This window comes from Enterobacter chinensis (genome assembly GCF_034008295.1).
In the GTDB taxonomy this organism is placed as follows: Bacteria; Pseudomonadota; Gammaproteobacteria; order Enterobacterales; family Enterobacteriaceae; genus Enterobacter; species Enterobacter chinensis.
The window spans coordinates 334,850-351,324 of record NZ_JARDVI010000004.1 but is presented as its reverse complement, the minus strand read 5'-3'; the positions used below and the strand labels follow the sequence as shown (position 1 = coordinate 351,324).

General features: G+C 55.0%; 13 protein-coding genes. 10 read left to right on the top strand and 3 right to left on the bottom strand.

Annotation, left to right across the window (positions count from 1 at the left end; all coding sequences use genetic code 11):
- Positions 1 to 191 precede the first annotated feature (191 nt).
- From PYW49_RS14345 to yejF, 9 genes are all read left to right on the top strand, one after another.
- On the top strand, positions 192 to 1,658 hold the full coding sequence (locus tag PYW49_RS14345) for a mannitol dehydrogenase family protein (RefSeq protein WP_320386781.1): 1,467 nt from the start codon (positions 192 to 194) through the stop codon (positions 1,656 to 1,658).
- A 124-nt stretch (positions 1,659 to 1,782) separates the two neighbouring features.
- Positions 1,783 to 2,769 (top strand): CobW family GTP-binding protein, encoded by a 987-nt coding sequence (locus PYW49_RS14340; RefSeq protein ID WP_320386780.1) that lies wholly within the window; start codon positions 1,783 to 1,785, stop codon positions 2,767 to 2,769.
- A 33-nt stretch (positions 2,770 to 2,802) separates the two neighbouring features.
- Complete coding sequence (locus PYW49_RS14335) at positions 2,803 to 3,504, top strand: phosphatase PAP2 family protein (RefSeq protein ID WP_320386779.1); 702 nt, start codon at positions 2,803 to 2,805, stop codon at positions 3,502 to 3,504.
- Between the two features lie 427 nt (positions 3,505 to 3,931).
- Positions 3,932 to 4,501: a bifunctional murein DD-endopeptidase/murein LD-carboxypeptidase gene (gene mepS / locus PYW49_RS14330; RefSeq protein ID WP_047346578.1), complete on the top strand. Its 570-nt coding sequence runs from the start codon at positions 3,932 to 3,934 to the stop codon at positions 4,499 to 4,501.
- A 127-nt stretch (positions 4,502 to 4,628) separates the two neighbouring features.
- Positions 4,629 to 6,185 (top strand): cyclic di-GMP phosphodiesterase, encoded by a 1,557-nt coding sequence (locus PYW49_RS14325; RefSeq protein WP_320386778.1) that lies wholly within the window; start codon positions 4,629 to 4,631, stop codon positions 6,183 to 6,185.
- 74 nt (positions 6,186 to 6,259) lie between these two features.
- Positions 6,260 to 8,068: an extracellular solute-binding protein gene (locus PYW49_RS14320; RefSeq protein ID WP_320386777.1), complete on the top strand. Its 1,809-nt coding sequence runs from the start codon at positions 6,260 to 6,262 to the stop codon at positions 8,066 to 8,068.
- Positions 8,069 to 8,077: 9 nt separating this feature from the next.
- Positions 8,078 to 9,172 (top strand): microcin C ABC transporter permease YejB, encoded by a 1,095-nt coding sequence (locus PYW49_RS14315; protein ID WP_134347839.1) that lies wholly within the window; start codon positions 8,078 to 8,080, stop codon positions 9,170 to 9,172.
- Positions 9,172 to 10,197, top strand: coding sequence for an ABC transporter permease (locus tag PYW49_RS14310; RefSeq protein WP_320386776.1), 1,026 nt, complete (start codon positions 9,172 to 9,174; stop codon positions 10,195 to 10,197). The genes PYW49_RS14315 and PYW49_RS14310 overlap by 1 nt, the downstream gene beginning before the upstream one ends.
- A 1-nt stretch (position 10,198) precedes the next feature.
- Positions 10,199 to 11,788 (top strand): microcin C ABC transporter ATP-binding protein YejF, encoded by a 1,590-nt coding sequence (yejF, locus tag PYW49_RS14305; protein WP_134347837.1) that lies wholly within the window; start codon positions 10,199 to 10,201, stop codon positions 11,786 to 11,788.
- Between the two features lie 3 nt (positions 11,789 to 11,791).
- Here yejF and PYW49_RS14300 read toward each other — a convergent pair whose 3' ends face one another.
- The 3 genes from PYW49_RS14300 to rsuA form a co-directional block, all read right to left on the bottom strand.
- Positions 11,792 to 12,136, bottom strand: coding sequence for a YejG family protein (locus PYW49_RS14300; RefSeq protein WP_320386775.1), 345 nt, complete (start codon positions 12,134 to 12,136; stop codon positions 11,792 to 11,794).
- A 278-nt stretch (positions 12,137 to 12,414) separates the two neighbouring features.
- Positions 12,415 to 13,611 carry a Bcr/CflA family multidrug efflux MFS transporter gene (locus tag PYW49_RS14295; RefSeq protein WP_320386774.1) on the bottom strand — a complete coding sequence of 399 codons (1,197 nt, stop codon included), beginning with the start codon at positions 13,609 to 13,611 and terminating at the stop codon, positions 12,415 to 12,417.
- Between the two features lie 15 nt (positions 13,612 to 13,626).
- A complete protein-coding gene (gene rsuA, locus PYW49_RS14290; protein ID WP_320386773.1) occupies positions 13,627 to 14,334 on the bottom strand; it encodes a 16S rRNA pseudouridine(516) synthase RsuA in 708 nt (235 codons plus the stop codon).
- A 280-nt stretch (positions 14,335 to 14,614) separates the two neighbouring features.
- Here rsuA and PYW49_RS14285 point away from each other — a divergent pair, with 280 nt between their 5' ends.
- Positions 14,615 to 16,375: a DEAD/DEAH box helicase gene (locus PYW49_RS14285; RefSeq protein ID WP_320386772.1), complete on the top strand. Its 1,761-nt coding sequence runs from the start codon at positions 14,615 to 14,617 to the stop codon at positions 16,373 to 16,375.
- The last annotated feature ends 100 nt before the right edge of the window (positions 16,376 to 16,475 follow it).

The following is a 16,475-nucleotide window of genomic DNA, read 5'->3' as shown; positions in this document are numbered from 1 at the left end:
AAGTTGTTATACCAATATGCGTTACTGCAATGACGACTACCATACATGTTTGCCGCTAAGGGTCAACATACCGCCACACATTGATTGATCAAACTCACATAACGGGGATATTTACGGCTCACCAATTTTATTTGCTGTCATATAACTTTACACTGGCATTGTTAATTAATGGTTAATCAGGTGTGTATTTCATGAAGACAATTGCCTCCACCTCGCTTCCTGCCCACGTTCAGCAACCTCGCTACGATCGCGCGCAATTACGCTCCCGCATCGTCCATTTTGGCTTTGGTGCATTTCACCGCGCGCACCAGGCCTTGTTAACAAACCGCGTGCTGAATGAAAAAGGCGGCGACTGGGGTATTTGTGAGATTAGCCTTTTCAGCGGCGATGTGCTGATGAGTCAGCTGCGCGCGCAGGATCATCTGTTTACCGTGCTGGAGAAAGGCGCTGAAGGTAATCAGCCGATCATCATTGGTGCCGTCCATGAATGCCTGAACGCAAAGCTGGACTCTCTGTCGGCGATTATTGAGAAGTTTTGTGAGCCTCAGGTCGCTATTGTGTCGCTCACCATCACGGAGAAAGGCTATTGCATCGATCCCGCCACCGGTAAACTTGATCTGCACAACGCGCGGATCGTCCACGACCTTGAAAACCCCTCCGCGCCGCATTCCGCTCCAGGGATACTGGTCGAAGCGCTCCACCGTCGCCGTGAGCGCGGCTTGCCCGCATTTACCGTGCTTTCCTGCGACAATATCCCTGATAACGGGCACGTGGTAAAAAATGCGGTGCTGGGCATGGCGCAGAAACGTTCCGCAGCGCTGTCAGAATGGATTGATAGCCATGTGAGTTTCCCGGGAACGATGGTCGACAGGATTGTTCCCGCCGCGACTGAAGCCTCGCTGGCGGAAATCACCGACGCGCTCGGCGTTGAAGATCCGTGTGCCATCAGCTGCGAACCGTTTATTCAGTGGGTAGTGGAAGATAACTTTGTCGCCGGCCGTCCAGCGTGGGAAGTTGCAGGTGTCCAGATGGTGCAGGATGTTCTGCCATGGGAGCAGATGAAATTACGCATGCTCAACGGCAGCCACTCTTTCCTGGCGTATCTGGGATACCTCGCGGGCTACGCGCATATCAATGAATGCATGGAGGACGCTGCATTCCGTGCTGCCGCCCGGCGGCTCATGCTGGATGAACAGGCTCCCACATTACGTATTAAAGATGTCGACCTCACCGCATATGCCGATAGCCTGCTCGAACGCTTTGCCAACCCGGCGCTACAGCATCGTACGTGGCAAATCGCAATGGACGGTAGCCAGAAGCTTCCGCAAAGAATGCTGGATGGGATCCGCGTTCATCTTGAGCGAAAAACGCCATGGCCGCTGCTGGCCCTGGGCGTGGCCGGCTGGCTACGCTACGTCAGCGGTACCGATGACCGTGGCAATGCGATTGATGTTCGCGATCCCCTCAGCGATAAAATCCGCGCGATGGTCAACGCCAGCAGCGAGGATGACCGCGTCAACGCGCTGCTGGGGCTGAGTGAGGTCTTTGGACACGATCTCGCGCAAAATAGCGTTTTTATTGAGGCTGTCAGCGAGGCCTGGCAGCGCATTACCCGCCATGGCGCACGCCAGGCTGTTATCGAAACGTTAAATATTTAACGATTATTGCGCTTAACGCGAACGGATGAGGCCTCCGTTCGCCCTTTCCCTTCTCACAGGTCACGTTTTTCGCCAGGATAGAGAGAACAGAGTTATAGCATCACACTTCTCTTGCGGAGCACACGTGACCAAAACCAACCTCATCACCGGTTTTCTCGGCAGCGGTAAAACCACCTCCATTCTCCACCTGCTGGCGAATAAAGATCCGGCCGAGAAATGGGCCGTGCTGGTCAATGAATTTGGCGAGGTGGGCATTGATGGCGCATTGCTGTCCTCCAGCGGCGCGATGATTAAAGAGATCCCAGGCGGATGCATGTGCTGCGTCAATGGCCTGCCGATGCAGGTGGGGCTCAATACGCTGCTGCGTCAGGGCAAACCCGACCGACTTCTGATTGAACCCACCGGGCTGGGTCACCCAAAGCAGATTCTCGATTTACTGACCGCCCCGGTTTATGAGCCGTGGATCGATCTGCGCGCCACCCTGTGCCTGCTCGATCCTCGTCAGCTTCTGGATGACAAAGCGGTGGCCAACGAGAACTTCCGCGATCAGCTCGCCTCAGCAGACGTTATCGTTGCCAACAAAGAAGATCGCGCTACGGCTGAAAGCCAGGCCGCGCTGGACGCGTGGTGGCAGCATTTCGGCGGCAATCGCACGCGGGTGCAGACCACGCAGGGAAAAATTGACACTGCCCTGCTTGACTTTCCCCGTCTGAACCTCACCGAGCTACCTGCCAGCGCGGCTCATGCGCACAGTCATCCGGTTAAGCAGGGTCTGGCTGCCCTGAGTCTGCCAGAGCACCAGCGCTGGCGTCGTAATCTGAACAGCGGTCAGGGATATCAGGCCTGCGGATGGATTTTTGATGCTGAAACCGTTTTCGACACCATCGGGATCCTGGAGTGGGCCCGACTTGCGCCCGTCGATCGCGTGAAAGGGATCATGCGCACGCCGGACGGGCTGGTGCGGATCAACCGCCAGGGTGACGATTTCTTTATTGAAACGCAAAATGTGGCACCACCGGACAGCCGTATAGAGTTAATTAGTGCGGTTAACGCCGACTGGAATGCCCTGCAGTCCAGCCTGTTGAGTATTCGTTTAAGTTCGGGCGGCTAACGTTGCCCCAGTTTTCACTCTATGCAGAACGTTATGACAACTCGATTTTCCCTGATATTACTGCTTAATGTCGCCGGTCTGGCGCTTTTCTTCTCCTGGTATATCCCGGCGAGTCATGGTTTCTGGTTCCCGCTGGATTCTGCCATTTTTCACTTCTTCAACCAGGAGCTGGTGAAGAGCAACGCGTTCCTGTGGCTGGTGGCTATCACCAACAACCGTGCCTTTGACGGCTTCTCACTGCTGGCCATGGGCTGCCTGATGCTCTCTTTCTGGCTGAAAGAGGATAAAAGCGGACGCCGGCGTATTCTGATTATCGGTCTGGTGATGCTGCTGTTTGCGGTGATAATTAACCAGCTGGCCACCGCGATTATTCCGGTTAAGCGTTCAAGCCCAACGCTATTCTTCACCGATATTTATCGCGTCAGCGAGTTGCTGCATATTCCTACAAAAGATGCGTCGAAGGACAGTTTCCCGGGCGATCACGGTATGATGCTGCTTATTTTTTCCGCAATTATGCTTCGCTATTTCGGCAGAAAAGCCTTTGCGATAGCCCTGATTATTTTTGTGGTTTTTGCCTTCCCGCGCGTAATGATTGGCGCACACTGGTTCACCGATATTGCCGTCGGCTCGCTCTCCGTTGCGCTGATTGCGCTGCCGTGGTGTCTGATGACTCCCCTGAGCGACAGGATAATAGCCCTCTTCGATCGCTATCTTCCCGGCAAAACGCAACAATAATTAAACAAATAACTAACCAAAATTAACGTTAAGCATCATGGATCGACATGATCCCTGATGCTGCTCTCAGCGCGATCTTTCCCCACTGTCATATTCTCGTCATCATATTCATGATAAAAATGAAGCAATTGCGCAATTAAACGTCGGATCTGACTGCAATTTAAGCAATTACGGATTTTTACTTTCTGTATCACAATTTCTTATAAAAAAAAGGCTTTTTTTACTCGCAATACCCCTGGCAATCGGTTAATCTCGAACTCGTTTTGCCCCATAGAGATAATTATTTCGCTGGTGAATAATTTTGTGCGCTGTGCCACAAATGTGACCAGAAAGAATTGTCTCAATGTGAACAGATAATTAGTCTCGTCACGTTTGGCATTTTTATAACGATATTTGTCGTTAAGGACTTCAAGGGAAAATAAACAAAATGGTCAAATCTCAACCGTTTCTGAGATATATCTTACGGGGGATCCCGGCGATAGCAGTCGCGGTACTGTTGTCTGCATGTAGTACATCGAACACCGCAAAGAATATGCATCCTGAGACGCGTGTTGTGGGAATGGAAGATTCCTCGTCACTGCAAGCCTCTCAGGATGAATTTGAAAATATGGTACGTAATCTGGATGTGAAGTCCCGCATTATGGACCAGTATGCTAGCTGGAAAGGCGTGCGCTATCGTCTTGGTGGCAGCACAAAAACAGGTATCGATTGTTCCGGTTTTGTGCAGCGTACGTTCCGCGAGCAATTTGGGTTAGATCTTCCGCGTTCAACATATGAGCAGCAGGAGATGGGCAAGTCGATTTCGCGCACTAAACTTCGCACCGGTGACTTAGTTCTGTTCCGTGCAGGTTCCACAGGTCGACACGTTGGCATCTACATTGGTAATGACCAGTTTGTACATGCCTCCACCAGCAGCGGTGTGACCATTTCCAGCATGAACGAACCGTACTGGAAGAAGCGTTATAACGAAGCGCGCCGTGTACTGACCCGCAGTTAATATGACAATTGTATCGTTGGTTATCCCTTGGCTGGCGATACGATGAAAGAAAGCACTGCTTCGGCAGTGTTTTTTTTTGCCCATTACACTGAATACATCCAGCGGCATTTCAGGAATCACGACGTCTATGTTCACCCGCTACTTCTCCAGTAATCGCAAGATACTGATCCTCAGTATTATCACAGGCCTCATCGCCGCCCTGCTCCTGGGTTCGTTGCAATTTTTCTGGAGCTACCACAAGCGAGAAGCCAAACTCGACACCCTGATCCACGATGTGAGCATCTACATGGCGAGCTATTTCGATGAGTTAAAAAACGCTATCGATACGCTCCAGCCACTCACGCTGGACAATTGCCATGACGTCAACCAGGAACTCACCTCGCGCGCCGCCTTTAGCATTAACGTTCGCGCATTCCTGCTGGTCAGAGACAAAATGGCGTTCTGCTCGTCTGCCACAGGCCCGATGAATGCCCCGATGGAGGAGCTGATACCTGAGCTGCACGTCAACAAACAGATCGATATGGCATTGCTTCCAGGCACACCCATGCTGCCCAATAAGCCCGCTATTGCCATCTGGTACCGTAATCCCTTAGTGAAGGATGGCGGTGTGTTCACCTCGGTGAATATCAATCTGACCCCTTACCTGCTCTATACCGCGCGCCAGGATGAATTCACGGGCATCGCCATCATCATTGGCGATCATGCGTTGTCAACGCGGTCCAGCACGCTGGTCGATGCGCACGACTTACATGAAATCCCGGCCCGCACCGCGACGCTGAAAGACGTCCCCCTGACCATTAAGCTGTATGCGGATGCATGGACCAGCGATGAAATTCTCTACGCCCTGTTCTTCGGGCTGGTCTGCGGGATTTGTGCCGGATCGCTCAACTACTATATCCTCAACATACGGTTGAATCCGGGCAAAGAGATTTTAAGCGCCATTAAGCGCGGTCAGTTTTACGTGGTCTATCAGCCCGTCGTTGATTCCACATCGCTCAGGATGACCGGGCTCGAAGTACTGATGCGCTGGAAACACCCGACAATGGGGGAAATTCCGCCGGACGCGTTTATCAATTTTGCCGAAGCGCAGAAGCTGATTGTCCCGCTGACGCTGCATCTCTTTGATCTTATTATTCGCGATGCCCCCGTGTTACAAACACTGTTACCCCCGGGGGCAAAAGTGGGCATCAACATTGCGCCGGGGCATCTGCATGCGGAAAGCTTCAAAGACGATATGCGCACCTTCAAAGCCCTGCTGCCGCCGGATTACTTCCAGATCGTGCTGGAAATCACCGAGCGCGACATGCTTAACCATCGGGAAGCCAATAGCCTCTTCGAATGGCTGCACAACGAAGGCTTTGAGATAGCCATAGATGATTTTGGTACTGGCCACAGCGCGCTGATCTATCTTGAGCATTTCACCATGGACTACCTCAAAATCGACCGTGGTTTTGTTAATGCGATTGGCACTGAGACGGTGACGTCGCCGGTGCTGGATGCCGTACTGACGCTGGCAAGACGACTGAATATGTCGACCGTCGCCGAAGGGGTGGAAACGCCGGAACAGGCCGCCTGGCTACGCGAGCACGGCGTTAATTACCTGCAAGGATACTGGATTAGCCGCCCGATGCCGCTGGAGCAGTTCCGCAACTGGCGGCCTGACGTTTCACCCGACGGTGAATAATTTCACATTGCCCGTGACGTCACTTATTATTCAGCTTAACTGAGCAGGTCTGTAAAAGAGGGAGCCGCCACGTGATGTTTATGCGCTTCATGTTGCTGATGTTGGCATTAACGAGCCTGTCCAGCCAGGCGCAAACCATCAAAGAAAATATCGCCTTCGCGGTAATTGGCGAGCCGAAATACGCGGTTAATTTTACGCACTTCGATTACGTCAACCCTGCCGCGCCAAAGGGCGGAAAGGTCACGCTTTCCGCCACGGGAACCTTCGATAACTTCAACCGCTTCGCCCTGCGCGGCGTGGCGGCGGCGCGAACGGAATCGCTCTACGATACTCTCTTTGTCACGTCTGATGATGAACCCGGCAGCTACTATCCACTCATTGCCGATAACGTGCGCTACGCGGATAACTTCGCCTGGGCCGAAATCTCGCTGAACCCGCGGGCACGTTTTCATGACGGTACGCCGGTTAAGGCCAGCGACGTCGCATTCACCTTCCATAAATTCATGACCGAAGGCGTTCCCCAGTTCCGCATCGTCTATAAAGGCGCATCCGTCAGAGCCATTGCGCCGCTCACCGTGCGCATTGAGCTGAGCGAACCGAACAAAGAGAATATGCTCAGCCTGTTCTCGCTGCCCGTGATGCCGGAATCGTTCTGGAAAAATCATAAGCTAAGCGACCCGCTCTCAACCCCACCGCTGGCAGGCGGCCCCTATCGCATTACCGACTGGCGCATGGGGCAGTATGTGGTCTATTCCCGCGTCAAAGACTACTGGGCGGCCAACCTGCCGGTGAACCGCGGACGCTGGAATTTCGACACCCTTCGCTATGATTACTACCTTGACGATAACGTGGCGTTTGAAGCCTTCAAAGCCGGAGCCTTTGATTTACGCGTCGAGAGCAGTGCCAAAAACTGGGCGACCCGCTATATCGGGAAAAATTTCGCCAAAGGCTATATCGTCAAAGACGAACATAAAAATGAATCTGCCCAGGACACCCGCTGGCTGGCGTTTAATATTCAGCGTCCGGTATTTAATGACCGCCGGGTACGGGAAGCCATTTCCCTGGCCTTTGATTTTGAATGGATGAACAAAGCCCTGTTTTACGGCGCGTACAGCCGCGCCAACAGCTATTTTCAAAATACCGAGTACGCCGCCCGTGATTATCCGAAAGCCGACGAGCTGGTTCTGCTGGCGCCGCTGAAAGCGGAAATTCCGCCGCAGGTTTTCACCAGCGTGTTTCAGCCACCCGCATCGAACGGTGACGGTTACGATCGCGGCAACCTGCTCAAAGCCAGCAAGCTGCTGGATGACGCGGGCTGGCCCCTGAAGAATCAAAAGCGTGTTGATGCCAAAACGGGTAAGCCTCTCAGCTTTGAGCTGCTGCTCTCGTCCGGGGGCAACGATCAGTGGGTACTGCCGTTTAAGCACAATCTTGAGCGGCTGGGCGTGACCATGAACATTCGCCAGGTCGATAACGCGCAGATCACCAGCCGCATGCGCAGCCGTGATTACGATATGATGCAGCGCCTGTGGCCCGCGCAGCCGTGGCCCAGCTCAGACCTGCAAATATCCTGGGCCTCCAGCTACATTGACTCCTCATACAATGCACCAGGGGTCAAAAGCCCGGCGATTGATGCGCTGATTGCGAAAATTGTGGCGGCCCAGGGGGGGGATAAAGAAAAGCTCGTGCCGCTTGGGCGCGCCCTCGACAGAGTCTTAACCTGGAACTACTACATGCTGCCGATGTGGTATATGGGAGAAGATCGCCTTGCGCGCTGGGACAAGTTCTCCGTGCCTGCCGTGCGCCCTGTCTATTCCCTGGGATTTGATACCTGGTGGTATGACGTTAACAAAGCCGCCAGACTTCCCGCTGAGCGGCGATAAGGAATTATCATGGGTGCGTATCTTATCCGCCGTCTTCTGCTGGTCATCCCCACCCTGTGGGCGATCATCACAATTAACTTTTTTATCGTGCAAATCGCCCCCGGGGGCCCGGTCGATCAGGCGATTGCCGCCATTGAATTTGGCAACAGCGGCGGGATGCCCGGCGGAGGCGGTGAAGGCATGGGCGCGAGCCATGCGCGAACCGGCGTAGGGAATATCAGCGAAAGCCATTATCGCGGCGGACGCGGGCTGGATCCGGAGGTGATCGCTGAGATCACCCACCGCTACGGCTTTGACAAACCGATTCACGAGCGCTATTTCAAAATGCTCTGGGATTACATCCGCTTTGATTTTGGCGATAGCCTGTTTCGCAGCGCATCAGTATTAACGTTGATTAAGCAAAGCCTGCCGGTTTCGATAACGCTGGGGCTGTGGGGAACGCTGATCATCTATCTGGTCTCTATTCCGCTCGGGATCCGCAAAGCGGTTTACAACGGCAGCCGCTTTGACATCTGGAGCAGCACGTTCATCATCATTGGCTATGCCATCCCGGCGTTTCTGTTTGCCGTCCTGCTGATTGTCTTTTTTGCCGGGGGAAGTTATTTCGATCTCTTCCCGCTGCGAGGGTTAGTCTCCGCCGATTTCAGCACCTTACCGTGGTACCAGAAAATCACCGACTATCTCTGGCATATCACGCTGCCGGTTCTGGCCACGGTCATTGGCGGGTTTGCAGCCCTGACCATGCTGACCAAAAATGCCTTTCTCGATGAAATTCGTAAACAGTACGTCGTGACTGCCCGCGCCAAGGGCGTGAGCGAGAAGCAGATCATGTGGAAGCACGTGTTTCGCAACGCCATGCTGCTGGTGATTGCCGGATTTCCTGCCACGTTCATCAGTATGTTTTTTACCGGCTCGCTGCTGATAGAGGTGATGTTCTCGCTCAACGGTCTGGGCCTGCTGGGCTATGAGGCCACCGTGTCGCGTGATTATCCGGTGATGTTTGGCACGCTCTATATTTTCACCCTGATTGGCCTGCTGCTGAATATCATCAGTGATATCAGCTATACGCTGGTCGATCCCCGAATCGATTTTGAGGGCCGCTGATGCCGCGTTTAAGCCCCGTCAACCAGGCCCGCTGGGCCCGTTTTCGCCACAATCGTCGCGGCTACTGGTCGCTGTGGATTTTTGCCGTACTGTTTGTCCTGAGCATGTTTTCGGAGCTGATTGCCAACGACAAGCCGTTGCTGGTGCATTTTAATGACCGCTGGTACGTGCCGGTTATCGCCAACTACAGCGAAAGCAACTTTGGCGGCCCGTTTGCAACGCCGGCAGAGTATCAGGATCCGTGGCTTCGTCGGCAGATCGAGCAGCACGGCTGGGCGCTCTGGGCGCCGGTGCGTTTTGGCGCAAACAGCATTAACTTCTCCACCACGACCCCCTTCCCTTCACCGCCCTCCGCGCAAAACTGGCTGGGAACGGATGCCAACGGTGGCGACGTGCTGGCGCGCATCCTGTATGGCACCCGAATTTCAATCCTCTTTGGGCTGATGCTGACGATCTTCTCCAGCGTGATGGGCGTCGTGGCAGGCGCCGTTCAGGGTTACTACGGCGGGAAAATTGACCTGTGGGGTCAGCGGGTTATTGAAGTCTGGTCAGGCATGCCAACGCTGTTTCTGATTATCCTGCTTTCCAGCGTGGTGCAGCCGGGCTTCTGGTGGCTGTTAGGCATCACCGTCCTGTTCGGCTGGATGGCGCTGGTGGGTGTGGTGCGGGCAGAGTTCCTGCGCACCCGCAATTTTGACTATATTCGCGCCGCGCAGGCGCTTGGCGTGAGCGACCGCGGGATCATCTTCCGCCATATGCTGCCAAACGCCGTGGTGGCAACGCTCACCTTCCTGCCGTTTATTCTGTGTAGCTCCATCACCACTCTCACATCACTGGATTTTCTTGGCTTTGGGTTACCGCTGGGCTCCCCGTCGCTCGGCGAACTGCTGCTGCAGGGCAAGAACAACCTTCAGGCGCCGTGGTTAGGTATCGCCGCCTTTCTCTCTGTGGCCGTGCTGCTTTCGCTGCTGATTTTTATTGGCGAAGCCGTGCGCGATGCCTTCGATCCGAACAAGGCGGTATAAGATGACCCAGCCCCTTCTCAGCATTGATAACCTGTCGATTGCTTTTTCAACGCAGGGCGAGACGCGCACCGTGGTCACCGACTTGTCGCTGCAGATCCAGCGCGGTGAAACGCTGGCCCTGGTGGGAGAGTCGGGCTCAGGCAAGAGCGTTTCGGCACTTTCTATCCTGCGCCTGCTGCCGTCTCCGCCAGTGAGCTACCCGCAAGGGGATATTCTGTTTCACGGCAGTTCGCTGCTGCATGCCGACGAGCATACCCTGCGCGGCATTCGCGGCAACAAGATCGCCATGATCTTCCAGGAGCCGATGGTTTCCCTCAACCCTCTGCACAGCCTGGAAAAACAGCTCTATGAAGTACTCTCCCTGCATCGGGGGATGCGCAAAGAGGCGGCGCGGGGAGAAATTCTGGATTGTCTTGAACGGACAGGCATACGCAATGCGGCCAAACGGCTGAATGATTTTCCGCACCAGCTCTCCGGCGGCGAACGCCAGCGCGTGATGATTGCCATGGCCCTGCTCACGCGCCCCGAACTGTTGATTGCCGACGAACCCACAACGGCGCTGGACGTGACGGTACAGGCGCAAATATTGACGTTGCTGCGGGAGCTGCGCGACGAACTGAATATGAGCCTGCTGTTTATCACGCACAACCTGAGCATTGTGAGAAAGCTGGCCGACAGCGTCGCGGTGATGCAAAACGGGCGATGTGTTGAACAGAATAATGCGTCCACGCTGCTGAACGCGCCGCAACATCCGTATACGCAACGCCTGCTCGACAGCGAACCCTCCGGCGATCCGGTTCCTCTCGATGCGAACAGCGCGCCGCTGCTGCGCGTTGAGGATCTGTCCGTCTCGTTCCCGATCCGCAAAGGTATTCTGCGGCGTATTGTCGATCGGAACCCGGTGCTGAAAAACATCCGCTTCTCGCTGCGCCCTGGCGAATCCCTGGGGCTGGTGGGCGAATCCGGTTCGGGCAAAAGCACCACCGGTCTGGCGCTGCTGCGCTTAATTGCCTCACAGGGTGAAATCCTCTTTGACGGCATGCCGCTGCACCGCTGGAACCGGCGTCAGATGCTGCCCGTGCGTCCCCGCATGCAGGTGGTCTTTCAGGATCCCAACTCCTCGCTTAACCCGCGGCTCAGCGTGTTACAGATTGTCGAAGAGGGCCTGCGAGTGCATCAGCCCGCCCTGAGCGCTCAGCAACGCGAGCAGGAGGTCATACGGGTAATGGCCGAAGTGGGCTTAGATCCCGAGACGCGTCACCGCTATCCGGCTGAATTCTCCGGCGGGCAGCGCCAGCGTATCGCGATTGCCCGCGCGCTGATCCTGAAACCGGAGCTGATTATTCTGGATGAACCGACGTCGTCTCTGGACAGAACCGTTCAGGCGCAGATCCTGGCGCTGCTCAAAGGGTTACAGGAAAAACATCGGCTGGCCTATATCTTTATCAGCCATGATTTACAGGTGGTGCGGGCGCTATGCCATCAGGTGATTGTATTGAGACAGGGAGAGGTGGTCGAGCAGGGTGAGTGCCAGCGCGTATTTAGCGCACCAACGCAGCGCTACACGCGCCAGCTGTTATCGGCAGACTAGCGCTCAGAACGGGTACTGGCCAGAGAAAGGCTCAGCGATAGCAACGCCAAAATTCTTCAGGCGACAGGTAGCAGCAAACTCGTCCTGGCTTTTCACAAACAGGCACGGCTCACCTTCACACTCCAGCACGGAGCTGTCTACTTCAATATCCGTCAGGGCCTGGCTGAGACGCTCCATCACCGGCCATGCTTCTCCTTCGCTCGGGCTCAGCAGCTTGAGCGCAACCAGACAATTCTCGCACTCTGCAGCGCTTTGCGGAATCGGTTCAACTTTCGAACCTGCAAAACCCGCCGACCAGCGATAGCTCTGGGGCAAGCGATGGACAATCGAGAGCTGTAATGTATTCACGTTCGTTCCCCGGAAGCAAAATTTACTTCACAATTTATTTACATTTATAGTAACACATCATCGCCAGCCTGCACTATTCAGCGCTTTTTATTCGTGTCCAGGCTCGCGTTGGCGCTATATGTACCCGTTTCTGCGATCTAACTCAACCTTTTTGAATACAATGATGTGACTTTTTACACAAATAGATTTTACATAAAATAAACAAACACGGCATAAACGAACGGGGGTTTGGTTGATATGTATCAACAAAAAAGGCCCTCTCGGGCCTTCTCTGTATTTTAGTGAGCCGCTTTTCGCGGTCGACTGGCGTAAAGATAGAAGAGTATGGAACTGGTTGCGCAAAAAGCCATCGCCCACAGCATTGGCCATGCCGTTGTAAAGGTGGCCATAGACAGCAGCGCTCCGACAATAGCGCCTATACCGAAGCGGAACGTCCCCGCCAGCGACGATGCGGTACCCGCCATATGCGGAAACTCATCCAGGATCACCGCCATCCCGTTGGATGACACCATCGACACGCAGCCGACAAAGGCCGCCACACCAACGACCAGCGCCCAGAAGCCCACGCTAAGAAACGCGCTCACCACCAGCCAGATAGCCATCACAAACTGGATCCACAGCCCGGCGCGGAACATATTCAGCGCCCCCACCCGCCGGACAAAACGGCTGTTGATGATGGTCATGATAAACAGGAAGACGATGTTGAGCGCAAAGTAATAGCCGAAATGCTGAGGCGAAACGTGGTTCAGTTCGATGTAGACAAACGGCCCGGCGCTCAGGAAGGAGAACATCCCGGCGAAGCTGAACCCGCTCGCCAGCATATAGCTCAGCACGCGTTTGTGGCGGAACAGCGAGGCAAAGTTGCCGATTGTGGTACGGATGTGGAATTTCTGGCGGCGCTCGACGGGAAGCGTTTCATCAATAAAGAAGAAAATCATCGCCGAGGCCAGCAGCGCGGCCAGTGCCAGGATCCAGAAAATTACATGCCAGCTAAACCACACCAGCACCGCACCACCCGCCATCGGAGCCACCAGCGGCGCAATCGTCGTCACCAGCATCACAAACGACATCATGCGCGAGAACTCTTCTTTCGGGTAGATATCGCGCATCAGGGCGTTAATCACCACGCTTGCCGCAGCTGCCGCCAGACCATGCAAGAAGCGCATGATAATCAGCTGATCGATGGTCTGCGACAGCGCACAGGCAACCGCAGCGGCCGCGAAGACCAGCGTCCCGCCCAGAATGACGGGCTTGCGTCCAAGGCTGTCCGCCATCGGGCCATAAAACAGCTGGCCGAGGGCAAAGCCGAGAATATAGGTGCTGAGCGTCATTTGCGCGCTGCCCGCCGGAACGCCAAACTGCGCAGAAATGACCGGCAGCGCGGGCAAGTACATATCAATAGACAGCGGCATCAGCATGGCCAGCAGGCCAAGAATGAAGACGATTTTGAACGACGAGTGTGGCCTGGTGGTCACAGAGCTCTCCTGAAATTAGTGCGAAGGCAGACCGACGCTGGCGATCTCTTCTTCCGTTAACGGGCGATATTCGCCAGGCGCCAGGTCGGGATCGAGTTCAATCGCACCAATCCGCTCACGATGCAGGCCCACAACGTGGTTTCCCACTGCAGCAAACATACGTTTCACCTGATGATAACGCCCTTCACTGATGGTCAGACGGACTTCGGTCGGAGCGATCACCTCAAGCACAGCGGGTTTGGTGAGATCTTTTTCATTATGCAACTGAACGCCTTTCGCGAATTGCTCTGCCGTGTCATCCGCAACCGGAGATTCCAGCGTGACCAGATACGTTTTCTCGCAGTGGTGGCGCGGAGAGGTGATGCGGTGAGACCACTGCCCGTCGTCGGTCATCAGCACCAGACCGGTGGTGTCGATATCGAGTCGGCCTGCGGCATGCAGCTTGTGTGCAACCGGTTCGTCGAGGAAATAGAGCACCGTCGGGTGATCCGGATCGTCCGTTGAGCAGACATAGCCTTCCGGCTTATTGAGCATGAAATAGCGCGGACCATGCTGCTGGGTCAGCGGATTGCCATCATATTCAACCTGATGATCGGGCTGGAGTTTGAAAGCGGTGTCTCTCACAATGTCGCCATCCACGGTAACGCGGCTGGCGCGAATTTCGCGCCCGGCAATAGCGCGGCTTACGCCGAGTTGCTGAGCGATAAACTTATCAAGTCGCATGAAATCTTTTTAGCCTTAATGGTGCTGGAAGTCGGACAACAGGTCCGAAAAAGAAGCAGTCTGGAACGGTTCAGTATAATGGTCTGGTTGCGCCACTCAAGGGAAAAAGTTTCGTGGCATACTATCTATACCCTAAATAATTCGAGTTGCATGAAGGCGGCAAAGGAGTGAATCCCCGGGAGCTTACATAAGTAAGTGACCGGGGTGAACGAGTGCAGCCAACGCACAGGCAACTTGAAGTATGACGGGTATATGTGCGGAATAACGAAACCGAGACCCTATGACTTTTACACTTCGTCCCTACCAGCAGGAAGCCGTTGACGCTACCCTCGCCTGGTTCCGTAAACATCGCGAACCGGCGGCGATTGTGCTCCCGACTGGTGCAGGCAAAAGCCTGGTCATCGCCGAACTGGCGCGCCTGGCCCGTGGTCGCGTGCTGGTGCTGGCGCACGTCAAAGAACTCGTCGCGCAAAACCACGCCAAGTATTGTGCCCTTGGACTGGAAGCCGACATTTTCGCCGCCGGGCTCAAGCGCAAAGAGAGCCACGGCAAAGTGGTCTTTGGCAGCGTGCAGTCGGTGGCCCGCAATCTGGACCTGTTTCGCAGCGAATTTTCGCTGCTGATTGTCGACGAGTGTCACCGTATCAGCGATGACGACGACAGCCAGTATCAGCAAATCCTGACGCACCTGAAAGAGGTAAACCCTCACTTACGCCTGTTGGGCCTGACGGCAACCCCGTTTCGTCTGGGTAAAGGCTGGATCTATCGCTACCATTATCACGGCATGGTGCGCGGCGATGACAAAGCCCTGTTTAGCGACTGCATTTATGAACTTCCGCTGCGCTACATGATTAAGCATGGCTATCTGACACCGCCTGAACGGCTGGATATGCCGGTGGTGCAGTACGATTTCAGCCGTTTGCAGGCGCAGAGTAACGGTTTATTCAGCGAAGCGGATCTTAACCAGGAGCTGAAAAAACAAAAGCGTATTACGCCGCATATCATCAGCCAGATTGAGGAGTTCGCCGCGACGCGCAAAGGGGTGATGATCTTTGCCGCCACCGTTGAGCACGCGCGAGAAATCACCGGGTTACTGCCCTCTAGCGACGCGGCGTTAATCACCGGCGAGACGCCCGGCCCGGCGCGCGACAGCCTGATTGACGCCTTTAAAGCCCAGCAGTTCCGCTATCTGGTTAACGTGTCGGTATTGACCACCGGCTTTGACGCGCCGCACGTCGACCTGATCGCCATTTTACGCCCAACCGAATCGGTCAGTCTGTATCAGCAAATTGTTGGCCGCGGCCTGCGTCTGGCTCCGGGAAAAACCGACTGCCTGATTCTGGATTATGCCGGTAACCCGCACGATCTCTATACGCCTGAAGTCGGCGCGCCAAAAGGAAAAAGCGACAACGTGCCCGTGCAGGTCTTTTGCCCGGCCTGCGGGTTTGCCAACACCTTCTGGGGAAAAACCACCGCTGACGGCACGCTGATCGAACACTTTGGCCGCCGCTGTCAGGGCTGGTTTGAAGATGACGAGGGGCATCGCGAGCAGTGCGATTTCCGTTTCCGTTTTAAAAACTGCCCGCAGTGCAACGCCGAAAACGACATTGCCGCCCGCCGCTGCCGGGAATGCGACACGGTGCTGGTTGACCCGGACGATATGCTGAAAGCGGCGCTGAAGCTGAAAGATGCGCTGGTGCTGCGCTGTTCCGGCATGGCGCTGCAGCCTGGTGCGGACGACAAAGGTGAGTGGCTGAAGATCACCTATTACGATGAAGACGGAGCCGACGTTAGCGAGCGGTTTCGCCTGCAGACTCCAGCCCAGCGCACGGCCTTCGAACAGCTCTTCATCCGCCCTCATACGCGTACGCCCGGGGTGCCTCTGCGCTGGATAACCGTTGCCGACATCGTCCATCAACAGGTGTTGCTGCGTCATCCTGATTTTGTGGTTGCCCGTAAAAAAGGCCAGTTCTGGCAGGTGCGTGAGAAGGTCTTTGACTATGAAGGCCGCTTCCGCCGGGCGAACGAAATGCGCGGTTAACGGCACTTTTCATTGAAGTGAGGGGCATATGAGTATAAAATGCCGCCCGCTCCACATCCGTGGGGCAGAACACTCGCCTGCTGCTGGGTCGCCTGTAGCA

What these genes read in the sequence shown, in the direction of transcription:
- mepS (WP_047346578.1), top strand. Translation starts at nt 3,932, where the DNA reads ATGGTCAAATCTCAACCGTTTCTGAGATATATCTTACGGGGGATCCCG.
- PYW49_RS14335 (WP_320386779.1), top strand. Translation starts at nt 2,803, where the DNA reads ATGACAACTCGATTTTCCCTGATATTACTGCTTAATGTCGCCGGTCTG.
- PYW49_RS14285 (WP_320386772.1), top strand. Translation starts at nt 14,615, where the DNA reads ATGACTTTTACACTTCGTCCCTACCAGCAGGAAGCCGTTGACGCTACC.
- PYW49_RS14320 (WP_320386777.1), top strand. Translation starts at nt 6,260, where the DNA reads ATGTTTATGCGCTTCATGTTGCTGATGTTGGCATTAACGAGCCTGTCC.
- yejF (WP_134347837.1), top strand. Translation starts at nt 10,199, where the DNA reads ATGACCCAGCCCCTTCTCAGCATTGATAACCTGTCGATTGCTTTTTCA.
- PYW49_RS14345 (WP_320386781.1), top strand. Translation starts at nt 192, where the DNA reads ATGAAGACAATTGCCTCCACCTCGCTTCCTGCCCACGTTCAGCAACCT.
- PYW49_RS14315 (WP_134347839.1), top strand. Translation starts at nt 8,078, where the DNA reads ATGGGTGCGTATCTTATCCGCCGTCTTCTGCTGGTCATCCCCACCCTG.
- PYW49_RS14310 (WP_320386776.1), top strand. Translation starts at nt 9,172, where the DNA reads ATGCCGCGTTTAAGCCCCGTCAACCAGGCCCGCTGGGCCCGTTTTCGC.
- rsuA (WP_320386773.1), bottom strand. Translation starts at nt 14,334, where the DNA reads ATGCGACTTGATAAGTTTATCGCTCAGCAACTCGGCGTAAGCCGCGCT.
- PYW49_RS14325 (WP_320386778.1), top strand. Translation starts at nt 4,629, where the DNA reads ATGTTCACCCGCTACTTCTCCAGTAATCGCAAGATACTGATCCTCAGT.